General features: G+C 54.4%; 23 protein-coding genes and 1 tRNA gene. 9 read left to right on the top strand and 15 right to left on the bottom strand.

Features of this window, described 5'->3' with window-relative positions:
* Positions 1-61: 61 nt before the first annotated feature.
* Complete coding sequence (locus RHM65_RS16890; RefSeq protein ID WP_322164832.1) at positions 62-1,018, bottom strand: sugar ABC transporter substrate-binding protein; 957 nt, start codon at positions 1,016-1,018, stop codon at positions 62-64.
* Between the two features lie 223 nt (positions 1,019-1,241).
* Between RHM65_RS16890 and RHM65_RS16885 the strand changes: the two genes are divergently transcribed.
* Together RHM65_RS16885 and RHM65_RS16880 are read left to right on the top strand one after the other, a co-directional pair.
* The gene (locus tag RHM65_RS16885; RefSeq protein ID WP_322164833.1) at positions 1,242-1,523 is read left to right on the top strand and encodes a DUF1654 domain-containing protein; all 282 of its coding nucleotides are present in this window, start codon (positions 1,242-1,244) and stop codon (positions 1,521-1,523) included.
* Positions 1,524-1,527: 4 nt separating this feature from the next.
* Positions 1,528-2,217 carry an endonuclease I family protein gene (locus RHM65_RS16880; protein WP_322164834.1) on the top strand — a complete coding sequence of 230 codons (690 nt, stop codon included), beginning with the start codon at positions 1,528-1,530 and terminating at the stop codon, positions 2,215-2,217.
* Positions 2,218-2,292: 75 nt separating this feature from the next.
* Here RHM65_RS16880 and RHM65_RS16875 read toward each other — a convergent pair whose 3' ends face one another.
* Positions 2,293-2,481: a hypothetical protein gene (locus RHM65_RS16875; RefSeq protein ID WP_322164835.1), complete on the bottom strand. Its 189-nt coding sequence runs from the start codon at positions 2,479-2,481 to the stop codon at positions 2,293-2,295.
* A 292-nt stretch (positions 2,482-2,773) separates the two neighbouring features.
* Here RHM65_RS16875 and RHM65_RS16870 point away from each other — a divergent pair, with 292 nt between their 5' ends.
* Complete coding sequence (locus RHM65_RS16870) at positions 2,774-3,001, top strand: DUF6555 family protein (RefSeq protein ID WP_322164836.1); 228 nt, start codon at positions 2,774-2,776, stop codon at positions 2,999-3,001.
* A 6-nt stretch (positions 3,002-3,007) separates the two neighbouring features.
* Here RHM65_RS16870 and map read toward each other — a convergent pair whose 3' ends face one another.
* The 8 genes from map to RHM65_RS16830 all read right to left on the bottom strand — a co-directional run bounded on the left by map (position 3,008) and on the right by RHM65_RS16830 (position 6,954).
* The gene (gene map, locus RHM65_RS16865) at positions 3,008-3,799 is read right to left on the bottom strand and encodes a type I methionyl aminopeptidase (RefSeq protein ID WP_322164837.1); all 792 of its coding nucleotides are present in this window, start codon (positions 3,797-3,799) and stop codon (positions 3,008-3,010) included.
* On the bottom strand, positions 3,796-4,050 hold the full coding sequence (locus RHM65_RS16860; RefSeq protein ID WP_322164838.1) for a ParD-like family protein: 255 nt from the start codon (positions 4,048-4,050) through the stop codon (positions 3,796-3,798). Before RHM65_RS16860 ends, map begins: the two co-directional genes overlap by 4 nt.
* Positions 4,051-4,173: 123 nt before the next feature.
* Entirely contained in the window at positions 4,174-4,503 is a 330-nt protein-coding gene (locus RHM65_RS16855) for a helix-turn-helix transcriptional regulator (protein ID WP_322164839.1), read from the bottom strand.
* Between the two features lie 307 nt (positions 4,504-4,810).
* Complete coding sequence (locus RHM65_RS16850) at positions 4,811-5,119, bottom strand: hypothetical protein (protein WP_322185349.1); 309 nt, start codon at positions 5,117-5,119, stop codon at positions 4,811-4,813.
* Positions 5,120-5,192: 73 nt separating this feature from the next.
* Entirely contained in the window at positions 5,193-5,324 is a 132-nt protein-coding gene (locus tag RHM65_RS16845; protein ID WP_322164840.1) for a hypothetical protein, read from the bottom strand.
* A 259-nt stretch (positions 5,325-5,583) separates the two neighbouring features.
* The gene (locus tag RHM65_RS16840) at positions 5,584-5,829 is read right to left on the bottom strand and encodes a hypothetical protein (protein ID WP_322164841.1); all 246 of its coding nucleotides are present in this window, start codon (positions 5,827-5,829) and stop codon (positions 5,584-5,586) included.
* Positions 5,830-5,918: 89 nt separating this feature from the next.
* Positions 5,919-6,623 (bottom strand): metallophosphoesterase, encoded by a 705-nt coding sequence (locus RHM65_RS16835; protein WP_322164842.1) that lies wholly within the window; start codon positions 6,621-6,623, stop codon positions 5,919-5,921.
* An 88-nt stretch (positions 6,624-6,711) separates the two neighbouring features.
* Entirely contained in the window at positions 6,712-6,954 is a 243-nt protein-coding gene (locus tag RHM65_RS16830; RefSeq protein WP_322164843.1) for a hypothetical protein, read from the bottom strand.
* Positions 6,955-7,162: 208 nt separating this feature from the next.
* Between RHM65_RS16830 and RHM65_RS16825 the strand changes: the two genes are divergently transcribed.
* Both RHM65_RS16825 and RHM65_RS16820 read left to right on the top strand, forming a co-directional pair.
* Positions 7,163-7,486: a helix-turn-helix transcriptional regulator gene (locus RHM65_RS16825; protein ID WP_322164844.1), complete on the top strand. Its 324-nt coding sequence runs from the start codon at positions 7,163-7,165 to the stop codon at positions 7,484-7,486.
* Between the two features lie 34 nt (positions 7,487-7,520).
* Complete coding sequence (locus RHM65_RS16820) at positions 7,521-7,751, top strand: hypothetical protein (protein WP_322164845.1); 231 nt, start codon at positions 7,521-7,523, stop codon at positions 7,749-7,751.
* Positions 7,752-8,314: 563 nt separating this feature from the next.
* Here RHM65_RS16820 and RHM65_RS16815 read toward each other — a convergent pair.
* Complete coding sequence (locus RHM65_RS16815; protein WP_322164846.1) at positions 8,315-8,581, bottom strand: hypothetical protein; 267 nt, start codon at positions 8,579-8,581, stop codon at positions 8,315-8,317.
* Positions 8,582-9,262: 681 nt separating this feature from the next.
* Here RHM65_RS16815 and RHM65_RS16810 point away from each other — a divergent pair.
* Complete coding sequence (locus RHM65_RS16810) at positions 9,263-9,466, top strand: hypothetical protein (RefSeq protein ID WP_322164847.1); 204 nt, start codon at positions 9,263-9,265, stop codon at positions 9,464-9,466.
* A 187-nt stretch (positions 9,467-9,653) separates the two neighbouring features.
* On the top strand, positions 9,654-10,340 hold the full coding sequence (locus RHM65_RS16805) for an SOS response-associated peptidase family protein (RefSeq protein ID WP_322183827.1): 687 nt from the start codon (positions 9,654-9,656) through the stop codon (positions 10,338-10,340).
* Between the two features lie 214 nt (positions 10,341-10,554).
* On the opposite strand, the gene RHM65_RS16800 is transcribed toward RHM65_RS16805, so the two are convergent.
* Positions 10,555-10,631: transfer RNA gene (locus RHM65_RS16800), tRNA-Val, on the bottom strand.
* A gap of 183 nt (positions 10,632-10,814) precedes the next feature.
* On the opposite strand from RHM65_RS16800, the gene RHM65_RS16795 reads away from it, so the two are divergent.
* Positions 10,815-12,098, top strand: a complete 1,284-nt coding sequence (locus RHM65_RS16795) for an FAD-binding oxidoreductase (protein WP_322164849.1) — start codon at positions 10,815-10,817, stop codon at positions 12,096-12,098.
* A 54-nt stretch (positions 12,099-12,152) separates the two neighbouring features.
* Here RHM65_RS16795 and RHM65_RS16790 read toward each other — a convergent pair whose 3' ends face one another.
* A complete protein-coding gene (locus RHM65_RS16790; protein WP_416194706.1) occupies positions 12,153-12,842 on the bottom strand; it encodes a peptidase C39 family protein in 690 nt (229 codons plus the stop codon).
* 388 nt (positions 12,843-13,230) lie between these two features.
* Complete coding sequence (locus RHM65_RS16785; RefSeq protein WP_322164850.1) at positions 13,231-13,974, bottom strand: TerC family protein; 744 nt, start codon at positions 13,972-13,974, stop codon at positions 13,231-13,233.
* 148 nt (positions 13,975-14,122) lie between these two features.
* Here RHM65_RS16785 and nhaR point away from each other — a divergent pair, with 148 nt between their 5' ends.
* Positions 14,123-15,025, top strand: a complete 903-nt coding sequence (nhaR, locus tag RHM65_RS16780) for a transcriptional activator NhaR (RefSeq protein WP_322183825.1) — start codon at positions 14,123-14,125, stop codon at positions 15,023-15,025.
* On the opposite strand, the gene RHM65_RS16775 is transcribed toward nhaR, so the two are convergent.
* Positions 15,022-16,176, bottom strand: coding sequence for an MFS transporter (locus RHM65_RS16775; protein WP_322164852.1), 1,155 nt, complete (start codon positions 16,174-16,176; stop codon positions 15,022-15,024). The two genes, nhaR and RHM65_RS16775, sit on opposite strands and share 4 nt — an antisense overlap.
* Positions 16,177-16,348 lie beyond the last annotated feature (172 nt).

Genomic DNA, 16,348 nt, shown 5'->3' with positions numbered 1-16,348 from the left:
CTCCAGGCGCCCGCCGCGATAGCGGGCGCTCTTATTGCAGAAGAACGACTATTGCCGAGTATTACGGTTTAGTAACCAGCTCGACGGGCGTTTCAATCCGGTCGCTGGCGCTGTCGGCCTTACCGTCTTTGATGATTTTCAGCGCGGCTTCGATACCGAACACCGCTTGCTTGGCAGCGAACTGATCGGCAGTCGCCAGCACTCGGCCGTCTTTGAGCATCGGCTTGATCGCGTTGATGTTGTCATAGCCGACCACTTGCACTTTGCCAGCCTTGCCCGCAGCGCGCACGGCCGATACAGCGCCCAATGCCATGCTGTCGTTACCGGCCAAGAGTGCCTTGACGTTCGGGTACTCGTTGAGGATGGCCGACGCTACAGCGTTGCCTTTATCGATTTCCCAATTACCCGACTGCGTGGAGACGATTTTCATCCCGGCAGCGTCCATGGCGTCTTTAAAACCGGCGGTACGTTGCTGAGCATTGGTGGTGGTTGACACCCCTTCGATGATTCCAACCTCATCGCCAGACTTCAACTGCTTGGCCAAGTAGTCACCTACAATACGCGCGCCTTTGCGGTTGTCAGGGCCTACGAATGGCACACTCATGCCCTTGCTTTTCAGCACGTCCGGGTCAAGTTGGTTGTCGATGTTGATGACCGTGATACCGGCGTCTTGAGCCTTCTTGATCACCGCCACCAATGCTTTAGAGTCGGCGGGGGCAATGACCAGTGCGTTGACTTTCTGCACGATCATTTGGTTGACGATGGAGATTTGCGCAGTGGTGTCGGACTCGTCCTTGATGCCGTTAGAGATCAAGTCGAAATCAGCCGAATGTTCTTTTTGGTAGGCCTTGGCGCCGTCTTCCATGGTCAGGAAAAACTCATTGGCCAGTGACTTCATCACCAACGCAACTTTTGGTTTTTCAGGGGTCTGAGCATGCGCTGCGGACAGCGGAAGGATGGCCGAGGCGGCGGTGAGCATAGCGACAGCGAGAAGACGAGCAGCGAATGGCAGCTTCATGGGTTCACTCCGATCTTATGATTATTTTTAGCATCGAATGCGAGGAGGCGCAAACGTTTGCGTGAAGGGGACTATAGAACGACGCAATGATTTGTCAACTCTCCACTCACGCCTCCTGACGAGCAACGCGGTGACTTATTGAGTTTGCTTAACGGCGCCATCACGTCGGTCCTAGAATTTGATCAATCCGTCGGTTGCGAAAATTCCCACAGTGAAATACTGTATGCACATACAGCAAACCAAGGATTCCTCCGTGGCAAAGACGACTGCAGCGACACCCAAGGCCCCTAGTTCCTACGAACTACTTGGCGTGCGGATTCAAAAGATCATCAATTCCACTCACGCACAGAAATCGAGAACCGCGCTGATTATGCGTCTTCCAGAAGAGCTGGAAGATGAGTGGAATCAACTACTGGGCGAAATAGCAGAAAACGATAACGTCACCCTCGCCTACCGTGACGACGGCGGCGTGCAGATTTTCTGGACCGTACCGAAGGAAGATTGAGGCAGTGTTTGTACGAATAATCGCCTTGCTAGCATTGAGCTTTTCCATCACTGCCCATGCTGATGCACCCCGCACCTTCAGTGAAGCCAAAAAAATCGCGTGGGGTCTCTATGCGCCGCAATCGACCGAGTTTTATTGCGGCTGCAAATACAGCGGACACCGGGTCGATATCGCCGGATGCGGGTATGTCCCACGCAAAAGTGCCAGCCGCGCCCAGCGCATTGAATGGGAGCACATCATGCCGGCCTGGCAGATCGGCCATTTGCGCCAATGTTGGCAAAACGGTGGACGTAAGAACTGCACCAAGAACGATTCGATGTACCAGCACGCCGAAGCCGACTTGCACAATCTGGTGCCGAGTATTGGGGAGGTCAACGGTGACCGAAGCAACTTCAGTTTTGGCTGGCTTCCCGTCCGGTCAGGGCAATACGGTTCTTGCCTGACTCAAGTCGATTTCAAAGCCAAGAAGGTCATGCCACGCCCATCGATTCGCGGAATGATCGCCCGGACCTATTTTTATATGAGCAAGCAATACGCCCTGCCCCTGTCGAAACAAGACCGCCAGTTGTACGAAGCCTGGAACAAGACGTACCCGGTAGAGCCGTGGGAAAGTCAACGCAATCAGCGGGTGGCCTGCGTGATGGGTCGAGGCAATGAGTTTGTCGGCCCGGTGAATCTTAAGTCCTGCAGCTGACTAGCGAAACAATCGACGCAAAAAAGCCCGACACTTGCGAAAGTGCCGGGCTTTTTGATGAAGCCGGACGACGTCTTATGACGCGTCGGCTGCATCCTCTTCAGCCTGGATACGCAGGGAGCGCTGGATCATCAACTCCGACGCGTAATCAGCGGCCAATTCGGCAGCGTCGACGGGCTCGATCGCGCCGCGGCCGATCAAACCGGTCAAGGCCGAGGCTGCAAACATATCCCAAATGTCTTGTTCATCATCTAGCAGTGACATGCGTACTTCCTCGTCTAAATAGAGACGGCACTGTAACACCGGACGTCGCCGGACGTTGTAAGTCAGTTCCGAAAACAGGCCAATTCTTGAAGCGCGCCCTTTACAATTTTTGCGTGTTTCCACTCATCGGAAGATCGTCCAATGTCGTTCAAAAAGGTGCAATTTCTTCGACAGTGAGAAGTCCGAAAGAGAGGCTTTGTAGAAACGTTTTTTCGAGCGACAGCTCTTGCGCCGTAGCTGCTTGAAGTGATCGACATGCCGCATTTTTACGTTAACTGGCGGAGGCGCATTGATGGACCAGCAAATAGGATTTGAAATTTGTTATCAGTTCAACGGAGAGCAGCGTCACTTTGCTCATAACGCCGCTCATTTGTGTGAAAGTGAAGCGCTGCACATGGCCACCCTTCACGCAGGGATTGTGAGCACCCATGCGCAGGTGGCCGCAGGCCCGCTTCGATTGGCACTCCAGCAAGCCGAAGGGCTCGGCATTACTGAAGTGCAGTGGAAACGATCGAGTTAAAGCTTCTTAGATGGCGGGGTACTCACCCGTACCTTCCGGCCAAGGCGTCAAGAGTTCAAAGCCGGTAGCGGTGACCGCTACCATGTGCTCCCACTGAGCAGACAGGGATTGATCGCGGGTCAGAACCGTCCAGCCATCGGGTAATACCTTGGTGCCGGGTTTCCCCGCGTTGATCATCGGCTCAATGGTGAACACCATGCCGATTTTCAATTTCATTCCCTGCCCGGCACTGCCGTAATGCAGCACTTGCGGGTCTTCGTGGTAGGCGCGGCCGATGCCGTGCCCACAGTATTCGCGCACCACGCTAAAGCCTTCGCGATGGGCAACGCTCTGAATGGCATAACCGATATCGCCCAGCGTTGCCCCGGGGCGAACGGCGAGGATGCCGGCGCGGGTGGCTTCATACGTGGTCTCCACCAGGCGCCGTGCCAATGGGCTGACTTCACCCACAAAATACATGCGGCTAGTGTCGCCAAACCAACCGTCTTTGATCACTGCCACATCGATGTTGATGATGTCACCATCCCTGAGGATGTCTGTTGGCGACGGAATACCGTGGCACACCACCGTGTTCGGAGAGATACAGGTGGTTTTTGTAAAACCGTGATAGCCCACGTTGGCCGGAATGACTTTCAGCTCGTTCACGATGTAATCGTTGCAGATATCGTCCAGCGCTTCGGTGCTGATCCCGGCTTTTACATGAGGACCTATCATCGCCAGTACATCTGCGGCCAATCTGCCGGCGATTCGCAGTTGAACCAGATCGGCTTCGGTCTTGATACTGATGCTCGGGCTCATTGCAACGCTTCCTGGGATTGGCCAGTCTGAGCCGATAGGTCAAATGGAGTCGCCGATAAGACACTGCCACCCGCGTGTTCGGCACGAATGAGCAGTTGGCAGATGTCGCTGTAATTCAACGCAGGATGCAGTTCCGCCATCATCCCGACCTTCATCCAATGCTCGGCTTGTGCATTGATAGAACGACTCAGCGCCGCGCTAGCAGCGCGCGCATTGGCATGCATTTGTTCCGATATTTTTACCAGCCCCATCTCTAACACCTCGCAATCAATATACGAAGCATATACGTTTCATTTATAAATGATCAACAGGGAGGGATGGAATTGAAGCGGATAATCAAGAAAGCGCAGAAATCAGGGTGGTGGGGTATCGCATTAATCAGTCAGACATTCTGAAAGCGACAGCGCGAGCTGACCGATCGCGTCTTGATCGACTCCCGTGAGCGCGCGGTAATGAAGGATGACGATTCGTTCGGCCTCGGTCAGACTTTCGATACGCAGCGGCGTTCGATGGCCAGACAGCAAATAAAGCACGTCAACGCCCTTGAAACTCAAGGCCGCCAGGTAATCGGAGCGCGGCGTGCGCTGGCCACTTTCATATTTACCCTGCGCGTTGGCTTCGACGCCGCCGATCGCGGCGAAATCATGTTGAGAGAGCCCCAGCGTCTTGCGCTCTTCTTTCAACCGCGAACCGAGATGATTCATTTGGGTTTACCTAAAGAGTAATATCACTCATAACCATACGCGCACTTTGCTTACGGGGTTGAACAATCAAATCAGCGTCTGGATAAGGTGGCGGTTTGAGTTGTCAAATCGCCGCGCGGCGCTGGGCAAACGGCTCCACAGGCCTTATGTATGGGGCTTAATGGCATCGATTGGCGCATTTATTTCAACGAAAATTTAATTGCACGGTCTGACCGAAGGAACCCCATCCGCCGACCGTTTAGGACAAAACACACAACAAAAAGCCGAGGCATGAGCCTCGGCGATCGGTGACGTCAGATGATCGGACCTAAACAGTCATTTCCTGTGCGCGAAAGAATGAGTAATCCGTGTAGCCGATTTCCGTCCCGCCAAAAAAACTCGGGCGGTCGTAAAGGTTCAATGGTTGCTTGTTACGAATGCGCTCAGGCGGGTCCGGGTTGGCGATGAAGTCGCGCCCGAAAGCCACCATGTCTGCATCGCCAGCGTTGATGATGGCTTGGGCTGTGTCGCCCTTGAAGCCACCCGCCGCGATAATGATGCCCTTGTAGTGCTTGCGAATCAGTTGTGCAGCTACCGGGTTTTGATCCTTGGTGTCGTCATCGACGTTGCCTAAAATACGCGGCTCAATCAGGTGGATATACGCAAGGTAGCGGTATAAGCCACGCCGCCGTGAGGGACTGCAGACGGACCTACAGGTTGAACACCCTGCGGTTGAACGTCGGCATGGGATTGGCGACCGGCGTGATAAAGCGCGGAGCGAGCACCACGCGATGGGAAAACGAGTAGGGGCCGACGTTAACGGCGGACATGAGTTTGGACATAATGACCTCGACGTAATGGGTTAAAAGCGCAGAGCGCTAAAGACGTTTGAATTTTTCGGCAGATTCAGATTTCGTTTCATTTGCCTAGGTGGGCAGTACAAACGAATTTGACTCAAAGAAAAATGATCCACGTCGGCACACACATCGGACATCTTGTCGTTAATCGCGGGCTATCTCGAGCGAAAAGCAACCCCTCCGCGCCGCTCATACAACGTTAATTTTTGCATCAATAGGCTATGGGTTGTTAGGGGAAGTGAAGCTACGAAATCACCAAATGACTGTCCGAGCTATCAATCAAAGGAGAGTGATCACCCTTGACCTCCCCACGTTGGTGGCTAAGCAACCTACGCGACTTCTCGACGTTGAAGGCCTGCCCTTTGGCTTTCATCTCGGCAAACAGTGCGCCGCTGACTCGAAAATGCCCACACTCCGGGCAATCAAGCTCAACCCAATCACCCATGGTTTTGATGCGCTGCGCTGCGGCATTACAAATCAAGCAATTCATACCCCAATCCTTAATTTATGACACCTGAACTGTAGTCAGCAATTTAACTGAATAGGACCTGCCATTCAGAGCGACTTCCCCTCTAACGCCTACACCGTGATCGCAACCGGCTCCAACGTCGCAAGGTCCACCAGCGTGAAATACCCGCTGCCATCCGAACGCCAGCCGCCAGTGTCGATATACAAGACATTACCCAGCCACTCAGCCTTACGTAAAGGACTATGTCCAACCAGCAAAGCACGAATATCTGGAATGCCGGCCGAATTTCTATCCTGAAGACGCTCACGTGACCATTGGCAGTATTGCTCGACCTGCTGTTGACCCGAAAACTGTCCGCTCAATGTTTCCCTGAGCCGTTGCCATGTCGGTGACGGACAATCCGCATGGACGATTCCGACAAGCCCCGCTGACGTTTCCACCTCAATCGCAATCGGCATGTCTGCGAAGCGAGCTGCGAATTGCCGCTGATAGCCGGGTGAAAGCTTTAGAAACCAAGTGCCTCCGCTGGCGCGATACATCTGATAGTCGAGACTTTGCTGCCGCACATGCTGAATGGCCAGCGCCTCATGGTTACCCTGAACCGCAAAAAACCACGGTTGCGCCAACCATTCAAGCGAATCCTTACTTTCTGGCCCCCGATCGACAATATCACCGACGCTAAACAAGCGATCCACTGCCGAATCAAAACTAATAGCGTTCAATGCGCCGCGCAGCCGGGTGAAGTGTCCATGAATGTCACCGACAGCAAAGTCGCGGCCATTCATATTTCGTTCACAGTGCTGGAACTTGCTCACGACCAATCTCCTTGCGCGCCGAACACCCCCATCGTGGCACAGACCACCCGGCGCGCGCGAGTTGTGAGGTTTGATTCACACCGGCGGATCAAAGAGGATCGGGTTCGCCATCCAGCACGGCAGTGTCCGTTTGTTCACGGGTACGCTCGGGGTCGACGCCGCTATCGTCATCCGGCTCAAAAGCCCCCTCGCCCTCAACGTCCGATAGCGGTTCTATACCCTCCTCATCGTCCGGATTAACCGTCGCCAGACCTGGGCTCAGAGGATTAGTCGGCGATGGCAACGGGTATTCCGGGGTCTCGTCGTCTGGCGAGCTGATTTCGTTATTCATGGCGAACCTCCAGTCAGGCTTGGAAACCAAGCACTAACTATTGGAGGGTCAGCAACGACTTGCGGTTCGGTAGCGGAGACGATTGGTGCTTTTAACTGGCCAATTGATGAATTTTTCCGACGGTCACTGTCAGATAAAATACTAATCACTCACCACGAGGTGTAATTTTAACCTCGAACGGATTTAAAAAAATTCCTGCGGAGCTCAAATGAATGGTATCGGTACTCGTTTAAAGGAAGAACGCAAACGGCTCGGTCTATCGCAGACAAAGCTGGGGGCGATTGGTGGAATTGAGCCCAATTCTCAAGGGATGTATGAACGAGGCCAACGCTTTCCCAATGCCACCTACCTTTCGTCAATCGCTGATTCCGGGGTCGACATTCTGTATGTCATTACTGGCGTGAAAAAAGTGCAGGCTTCTGACGGGATATCGGCCATAGAAACCAAGGTCTTGCGCGAACTGGACAGCCTGCCAAAAGATGTTCAGACAGACATCAAGCAACTGATTACTACACTGTTTAAATCTGACTGAGGCGCAAAGCGCGACTAAATTATCCGGAGCTGCCGTGACCCTCGAAGAAATGAACATCCCCACAGAAATCAAACGCGCCGCCGCCGACATCATCGAGCGCATCGAAGACGCCACAGGAATGCTCGATGCGACCATGGCCGGAGGGGTCGCTGAAGGGTTTGTGCTCGGGCTGGACTGTTTAAAGGCCGTGAGTCCTCAGCACCTTGATGAGCTAGAAAGATTGTTTGGTAAGGCGACTGATCGGAAGATGGCGTTGTTGAGGTAGGGGGTTGCCGTTTTTCTCTCAAACAACGCGTCTAGAAGACTATTCCAGCAAACAGCTCAACCCAGTGAAATTACTCTAACGAAAGCCATGCAAGACGTTGGATCTGGACCATAGCTAATGAAAATAGCGGAGGGCGATGTAAAATCGGCCCTATCGCCTCGGATGTTACCGTTGTGTTCAATATCGCGCCAGCAACAAAAAAACAGGCAACTTCACGATTGATTAACTGTTCCCACTGCTGTTACTGGCACGGCGAAAGCGGGGGGCAGATTAACGTCCGAGTCCGACTCCCAACGCGGAAACACCGTAACTATAAAATTCGTGAATCTAGTCCATTCCAATGGATGCTCAGGCATATTAGGGACGCTTGGCTGACATAACCACAGTGGTGTCTGGACCAAAACCACTCAATTACGCCCTACTCAAATAGAATCAATATAAAAGACCTGTCGCCTTTGGAGTGACAATCACTTTCAAGAACGATTGGACATAAAGTAGCTAAAGAAATGACAACAGAAACCCGGCTCAATTACCGGGTTCCTCAACACAGCATTTGTAGCGAGTCAGGAGGCTTCATCCGACACCGAATTGTTGACCTCGACATCCGACATATCCTCATCGACGGATGCTTCGTCGTCGCGAGCCAGAGGCATTTCACTTTCGTTACCGGTCAGCACCTCGCGGCCTCGCTCTTGCCGCTCACGCAATTCGTCCTCGTCTAGCGACGACTTGGCTTCATCCGACCTAGGGTCAAATCCTGTTTCGTTATCTGTACCGCTCGTTACGCCCCTTTGAGATATGTTCCCTGGCGCATTTTCATTGATGTCCATAATGGGTCTCCGTTAAAGCCCGGGATATCCGTGCTTTAATTTGAGAGATGGCGATGTAGCAAGTGCCCATAGTTGGACGGACGGCAAAAGTTCCCAGACGAATACATCTAAGCGTTACTGGGAAATGGTCGACGTACTGACTCCCGTCAGCCGTCTGACCTCTGGCAATTTGATGAGCTCAATTGAGCCGTCATAAATTTAATGCTTGGCCGACAGCGGTTGCATAGGGGTGGCGATGTGCCCTAGTCTGGAGCGCTATGCATTTAGCCATCGCCTGGCGAAGACGTGTTGTTTGGCGTGGCCGTAGCGTTGGCTAGCAGATCAGACGTGGCGGATATCTGTAACGTTTAGATGGAGGCAGTTATGGGCCTTAAAAACCGAATCAAGAGTTGCGGCGCAACCTGAAAAATGTTTCGTTAAACCCTGAGCAGACGGCGATTGACGCTCTGAGACTGACTTCTCGGGCTGACGCAGAGCATGCCGTCGCAATTTTTTTCCACTTGGTGAATCGCCGTGATGAGGATATTGATTGTCTAGCTACTTATGCGGACGAGGTTAAGGCGGGAAGGATTGCGCGGGGAAGGCTGAATAACTCGCGATACTAGCCCAAGTATTTTGGCGGACGACGCACTCGTGCTAAAAATTGAAAGACAAAGCAATACCCTGCAGAAGGGTAACTGAATGCCGAAGAAACAACCGGAAAGTAAAGTTGCAGCGACTGCTGCTGAAATTGAGCGCTCTATCCAGACCCTGAACAAAATGGCGGAACGCCTTTGGGGAGAGGGTCGAGAGGCTGAGGCGAAAGCTCTCCTCAATGCCTTGGACGCGTTAAACCGGGCGCTTGATCGAATCAGAATTGGAGAGAGTCGAAGAATTCTCCATTGAAGGTACAAATTAGCTGGCGGCTGAAGGGTTATGAGGTGAGGTGCGGGCTGGGAGGATTGTGCGAGCCAAGGCTGAGTAGGTGGCGTGGCCGGAATTTGTAGGGTGTTTTTGTAAGCATTCTCTTACGAGAAGTGTGTGACCAAATCTACAAAATACGGGCGCCGGGCCACCCAAGCGGAGATTTGAAATGTGCGGAAGACTGACCCAGTACCGGGGCATTCACGATTTCGTTGCAGCCCTGAGCATGCCGAACCCGATGATCAACACAACGGGCGATCTGCCGTTTGAGCGTTACAACGTGGCACCGGCCACTCAAGTGGCCTTGCTCCATATGGACGGCGAGACATTGAGAGCGGATCGCGTGCGCTGGGGATGGCGTCCGTTCTGGGCGAAGGATCGTGCGGCACCGATCAATGCCCGCGTCGAGAAAGTCGCCCACGGGCCTTTCTTCCGCAATGTCTGGCCGTACCGAGCCATTACGCCAATCGACAGCTGGTTCGAGTGGGTCGACGAAGGTGGGCCGAAGAAGCAGCCGTATTTGATCCAGCGCAGGGATGGGGCACCGATCTTCTGCGCATCTATCGGGCAATTTCCCGCAGAGGAGGCGCGCGACGATGATGGGTTTGTGATTATTACAGCCGACAGCGAAGGGGGAATGGTGGATGTGCATGACCGTAGACCGGTTGTGATGTCGCCAGAACTGGCAAGGGAATGGCTTGACCCGGCCACGCCGAAAGAGCGCGCGGAACAGATGGCCTTGTTGAAGGGCGAGCCGACAGAAACGTTTGAGTGGTTCCGGGTGTCGGCTGCTATTGGGAATGTGCGGAGTCAGGGGGTGGAGCTAATCGAAAACATTGAATTGGCTCGCAACTGAAGGCAACGGAATGCATTAAGTCGCCGATCCGGTCGCCCTACCTAATCCACTACAAGCCCCGAGTCGAAAGAAATTCAGTACGTCGAGGTGGGTGCCAATTTGGCATTTTGAGGCGGGGTGACTTGCAAACGTTTTGCAAACCGCAAACAACAAAAAAGGGGCCCACCTTTCGGTGAACCCCTTCTAGACCGCCCAGCAGGGAGCGGATTTTATGTGGTAGGCGCGACTGGACTCGAACCAGCGACCCCCACCATGTCAAGGTGGTGCTCTAACCAACTGAGCTACGCGCCTGCTGTGGGTCGGCATTCTACGGAAATCCAAATGTGTGTCAACCTCTTTTTTACGCTAACTCCCTGAATATGCGTATTTTTTTTAACCGCCTCTACGAAGCTGATTTCACCCCTCGCTGGTGACGGTTTTTCTTCTGAGGTAGGATCTGGTCATCCGTAAAAAATATAAAACAGAGGTTGCAGGATGACGAACACTCCTTATCCACAGTCTTACTACGCCGCGTCGGCAAACGACGCCCCAGTGCGCCCTCGATTGGAGGGTGATGTCGAAACGGATGTTTGCATCATCGGCGCCGGGTACACCGGGCTTTCCAGTGCGTTGTTTTTGCTGGAGCACGGTTTTCGGGTCACTGTGCTGGAGGCCGCGAAAGTCGGCTTCGGTGCATCGGGGCGCAACGGCGGTCAGATAGTTAACAGCTACAGCCGTGACATCGATGTGATTGAGCGCACAGTAGGCCCAAAGCAGGCTCAGTTGCTCGGGCGCATGGCGTTTGAGGGCGGCGCGATTATTCGTGAGCGGGTGGCCAAGTACCAGATTGATTGCGATCTAAAAGACGGCAGTGTCTTTGCGGCGGTCACGGCTAAGCAAATGGTGCATTTGGAAGGGCAACAAAAACTCTGGGAGCGCTACGGGCATACCCAGCTGAAATTGATGGACAAGCGTCGTATCGGTCAGGTTATTGGTAGCGAGTTGTACGTCGGCGGTTTGCTTGATATGAGCGGCGGGCATATTCACCCACTCAACCTGGCCCTTGGTGAAGCGGCGGCGGTTGAGTCATTGGGGGGTGTCATTCACGAACAATCCGCGGCGATTCGGATCGAACGCGGCTCGCAGCCTGTGGTTCACACGGAACACGGCAGGGTTCGGGCAAGCTTTATCATCGTCGCCGGCAACGCTTATTTGGGCAATCTGGTGCCGGAGCTGGCGGCCAAATCGATGCCGTGCGGCAGCCAAGTGATCACTACCGAGCCGCTGAGTGACGAGCTGGCGCACAGTTTGTTGCCGCAGGACTACTGCGTCGAAGACTGTAATTACCTGCTGGACTATTACCGCCTCTCGGCCGACAAGCGCCTGATTTTCGGCGGCGGTGTGGTCTATGGCGCCAAGGACCCAGCGGATATTGAAGCGGTTATCCGGCCGAAAATGTTGAAAGCCTTTGCGCAGCTCAAGAACGTAAAGATCGATTACACATGGACCGGAAACTTCCTGCTCACCCTGTCTCGCCTACCCCAAGTCGGGCGGCTGGGCGACAACATTTACTATTCTCAGGGCTGTAGCGGTCACGGGGTGACGTACACCCATCTGGCTGGCAAGGTATTGGCCGAAGCATTGCGCGGTCAAGCAGAACGGTTCGATGCGTTTGCCGGCCTGCCCCACTATCCGTTTCCCGGCGGCCAATTGTTGCGCACGCCGCTTACAGCCTTAGGTGCGTTGTATTACTCACTGCGGGATAAATTGGGGGTCTGATCAGGTACAAAAAAACGGCGCCCAGTGCGCCGTTTTCTCTTTCAGCGAGAAACACTATTGCGCCTTCAACGCCTTGGTCGCTTCGCCTGCTGCCTGTTCTTGTCCGGCCTGAGCCAACTCCTTAGCCGCATTCAACCAGCGTTGCTGATCGACTTGCGCTGGAAGCTGCCGTGGCCCTTGAATCAGCACCGCCCAGTGGCCAGCGTCTTTCCAGGCCGAGGTGAAGCTGCTGAAGCTCATCAACACTCGACGGTCCATGCCCGCGTGCAGCAAAACCGTCTGTTTGTTGCGGTTATAGCCAATCAGCAGGGCGTACCGAGGCTTGGACCACCATGCGGAACCCTCGGTGATACGCAGCATGACAGGGAATCCAGCGGAGACCTGAGTCAACAGCGCGTCCAACTCGCCGTCCAGCGGATAGACCATAAAGCCGTATTCACGCGCCAGGTTTTGCATGTTTTGTTCGAGGTTGGCTTCCCTACCCGGTAATTGCAGCGGTTTGTCCAACAGGCCAGGGGTAATGATCACACCCTGCTGCGACAGCATGGCGGCCAAGGTTCCCGGCCCGCTTTGATAAACGTTGCCCCTAAAGAACGGCACCGAATTGAGTTCGACCCTGTCTGGCAAGCGCTTCATCGCCGGCGTCACGCCGCTAGCACAGGCTGTCAGGGACAGAATAAACGCCAACACCAAACCGATTCGCCTGGATTGAACGGAATGAAATAGTGGTAAGGCCAGCAGCATGTTCACTCGCTTAAAAGACTAGCGCCGGGCAACCCGCGACCCCGCTTGAACGCAGATCATAGGATGCTGCCCGTCTGCGGTATAGCTCCATTTACGCCAGTTTTCAGCTCTGAATAGAGCAAATCTGTCATACGCCTTAGACCATTGGTCAACAGACGGAAACATAGCGTGGTCTAGACTGTCGATTAGTAAGACGCAGACCGTCACCACATCGGGGGGGATGTATGAACCTGGGACTGACAATCGTAATGCTAGTTTCGGCTTGGTTAGCCGTAGCATCAGCCATGCTATGGGGAGTCATGCGCGTTTCTCGCCACCATCATCTGCACGCACAACCCACGCCTACGGAACAAACCTCAGCCGGACATAATCGCCCCGTCGCTTCGCATTAATTCACGGTTCTATGCCGCTTCGCCTTGCGCGACAGCATGTTCAAGCATTCGATCGCTGCCGAGAACGTCATGGCGGCATAGATGTAGCCTTTGGGTATGTGCACGCCAAAACCATCGGCGATCAACGTCATACCAATCATGATCAAGAAACCCAACGCCAGCATCACGATGGTCGGGTTGTCGTTGATGAATTTCGCCAGGGGTTCTGCCGCCACCAACATCACCACCACGGCGGCGATCACAGCAATCATCATGATCGGTAAATGCTCGGTCATGCCGACGGCGGTGATGATGCTGTCGATGGAAAACACCATGTCCAGCAATAGAATCTGGCCGATGGCCGCAGCGAACCCAAGGGACACACCCGACGTGGTGACTGTTTCTTCCTCTGTTTTGCGGGCGACACTGTGGTGAATCTCCGTCGTGGCTTTCCATAACAGGAACAAACCGCCCGCGATCAGGATCATGTCTTTCCAGGAAAATACCTGGCCGAACACGTCAATCACCGGCTCAGTCAACCGCACGATGTACGCCGCAGTGCTGAGCAAGGCCAGCCGCAGAATCAGCGCCATGCTGATCCCGATACGCCGCGTTCTGGCGCGCTGATGCTCGGGTAATTTGTTGGTCAGAATCGAGATAAAAATCAGGTTGTCGATACCCAGTACGATTTCCATCACCACCAGTGTCGCCAACGCAATCCACGCGGTGGGGCTGGCAGCCAGTTGTAAAAGATATTCCATGTGTGAGAACCCTGATTCAGCGTGAAGCATTTAAGTGAGTGCCTGGACATAAGGCGTAACAACAGCGCGCATTCTAGGCAGACCGACACATCAGGAAAATTCGTATTTTCACCGTGTATACTTCGGTTTTTACGAATCGGCGATTCTCATGCTCAATTATCGACAACTGCACTACTTCTGGGTGGTGGCGAAAACCGGCAGCGTGGCGCGCGCGTCGGAACAGTTAAACCTGACGCCGCAGACCATCAGCGGACAGATCAGCCTGCTGGAACAGACTTATGGCATGGATTTGTTTCGCCGGGTGGGTCGGCAGTTGGAGTTGACCGAAGCCGGGCGCCTTGCCCTGCCCTACGCCGAACAAATGTTTCAGCTAGGCGGCGAGCTGGAAGCCCTGCTCCGCGCGCAGCCAGATGAACAACAGCTTCTGTTTCGCATCGGCGTTGCAGACGTCGTACCTAAATCCATCGTGTACCGGCTGATTGCACCCACCATGGAGTTGGCCGAGCCGATTCGCATTACCTGCCGCGAAGACACACTGGAGCGCTTGCTGGCTGACTTGGCGATCCAGCGACTCGATCTGGTGATTTCCGACAGTCCCATGCCTTCGCACCTAGACATAAAAGGCTACAGCCAGAAGCTGGGCCAATGTGGCATCAGCTTTTTCGCGACCAAAGCGCTGGCCGAGCGCTACGGCGCTGACTTTCCCGCCGGTTTGCAAGGCGCGCCGCTGTTGGTGCCGGGGCAAGACACGGTAGTGCGCAGTCGTCTGATGCGCTGGTTCGCTGAGCACAATATTCGGCCGCGCATCGTGGGCGAGTTCGATGACAGTGCACTGATGAAAGCATTCGGCAAATCCGGCAGCGGAATTTTCATTGCGCCCAGCGTGATCGCAGACGAAGTGCAGTCCCAATACGGCGTGCAGTTGATCGGCCACACCGACGCAGTCACCGAGTCTTTCTACGCGATTTCCGTTGAGCGCAAGGTGAAACACCCCGGCATTGTCGCCATCACCGAAGGCGCTAGACGCGAGTTATTCACGGTGCCCGATTAAGTGCAAACCGGCACCGGCTTGAAAAACATCATCCACAGTGCCAACAGAATCGACAGCACGATGATACCGGCGGCGGCAAACCCCAGACTGCCCAGCCCGAGATGGTCAATCACACGGCCGCCGATAATCGCCCCCACGCCGATGCCCAAATTGGCGCCAGCGATGTTCAACGACGCCGCAAAGGCTGGCGCGTGGGGCGCGGCCTTCATCAGTCTTACGTGACTGACCAAAAACAGCGCCGCTTGAGTAATACCCCACACCCCCAAGGCCAACGCCAGGCCCAACGCTGAATGCATGCTCGGCACAACCGCCACCATTCCGGTGACCATGAACACGCTAAACACCAGGCTGGCAATCAACGGGTGATGATCCACCATGCGCCCGCCCAACGAATTACCCAGCAAGCCGACAGCGCCGAAGCCCATCAAACACCAGCCCACCAAGGTGCCGTTGAAGCCAGCCAAGCGTTCGAGCATGTCCGCCAAGTAGGTGTAGGCCGTGAACATGCCGCTGAACACCAGCACCGACAGCAACACATGCCCAAGCATCAAAGAACTGCGCAGAATCTTGAACTGAGTCCAAAAGGACGCTGGCGCAACATGCTTGTGAGTCACCGGCAGGTAAATCCATAGCAATAGCGCCTTGGCAAACGCCACGACCGCCAGGATCGCAAAGGCGCTGCGCCAGCCAAATGCATCGGAGATCAAGGTGCCGACCGGAATGCCAAACACCGTCGCGCAGACAATACCGAAACCGATTTTGGCAATAGCCCGTCCGGCGTACTCCGGGCCGACAATATCGACCGCCGTTTCACTGGCCAGCGCCCAGAACACCGGCAACCCCAACGCAGGAAGCAACCGGGCACAGGCCATCACCTCGATGTTGGGCGCCAGTGCTGCCAGCACGTTGGACAGGCCGAACATGATCAGAATGGTGACGAACAGACGCTTGCGCTCAAAACGCGAAAAGTAAGCAGTCAGAAATGGCCCGAATGTCGCTACGGTGAACGCGAACAACGTCACCAGCAGGCCCGCTTGCGACACGCTGACCTCCAGGTCACGGGCGATGGCAGGCAATAGACCGACGATGACGAACTCTGTGGTCAGTACGGTAAAACCGGCAGCCGACAACAGCAAAATGGGGAACAACATGAAAACTCCAGAACGACGACACGGATCAATCCACAGGAAAGATCTGTAGGGGAATACGCAGGGGAAAATGAATAGTAACAGACTGTCGCAAGGCTAAAGCGCGCAAAAAAACCGCTGCCTGAAAACGGCTCAGGCAGCGGTTGGGTGTCAATGATGCAGCGTGATCAATGCA

This window comes from Pseudomonas sp. CCI4.2 (genome assembly GCF_034350045.1).
Taxonomy (GTDB): domain Bacteria; phylum Pseudomonadota; class Gammaproteobacteria; order Pseudomonadales; family Pseudomonadaceae; genus Aquipseudomonas.
The sequence above is the reverse complement of the archived record's forward strand: the minus strand, read 5'-3'. Positions and strand labels throughout refer to the sequence as shown.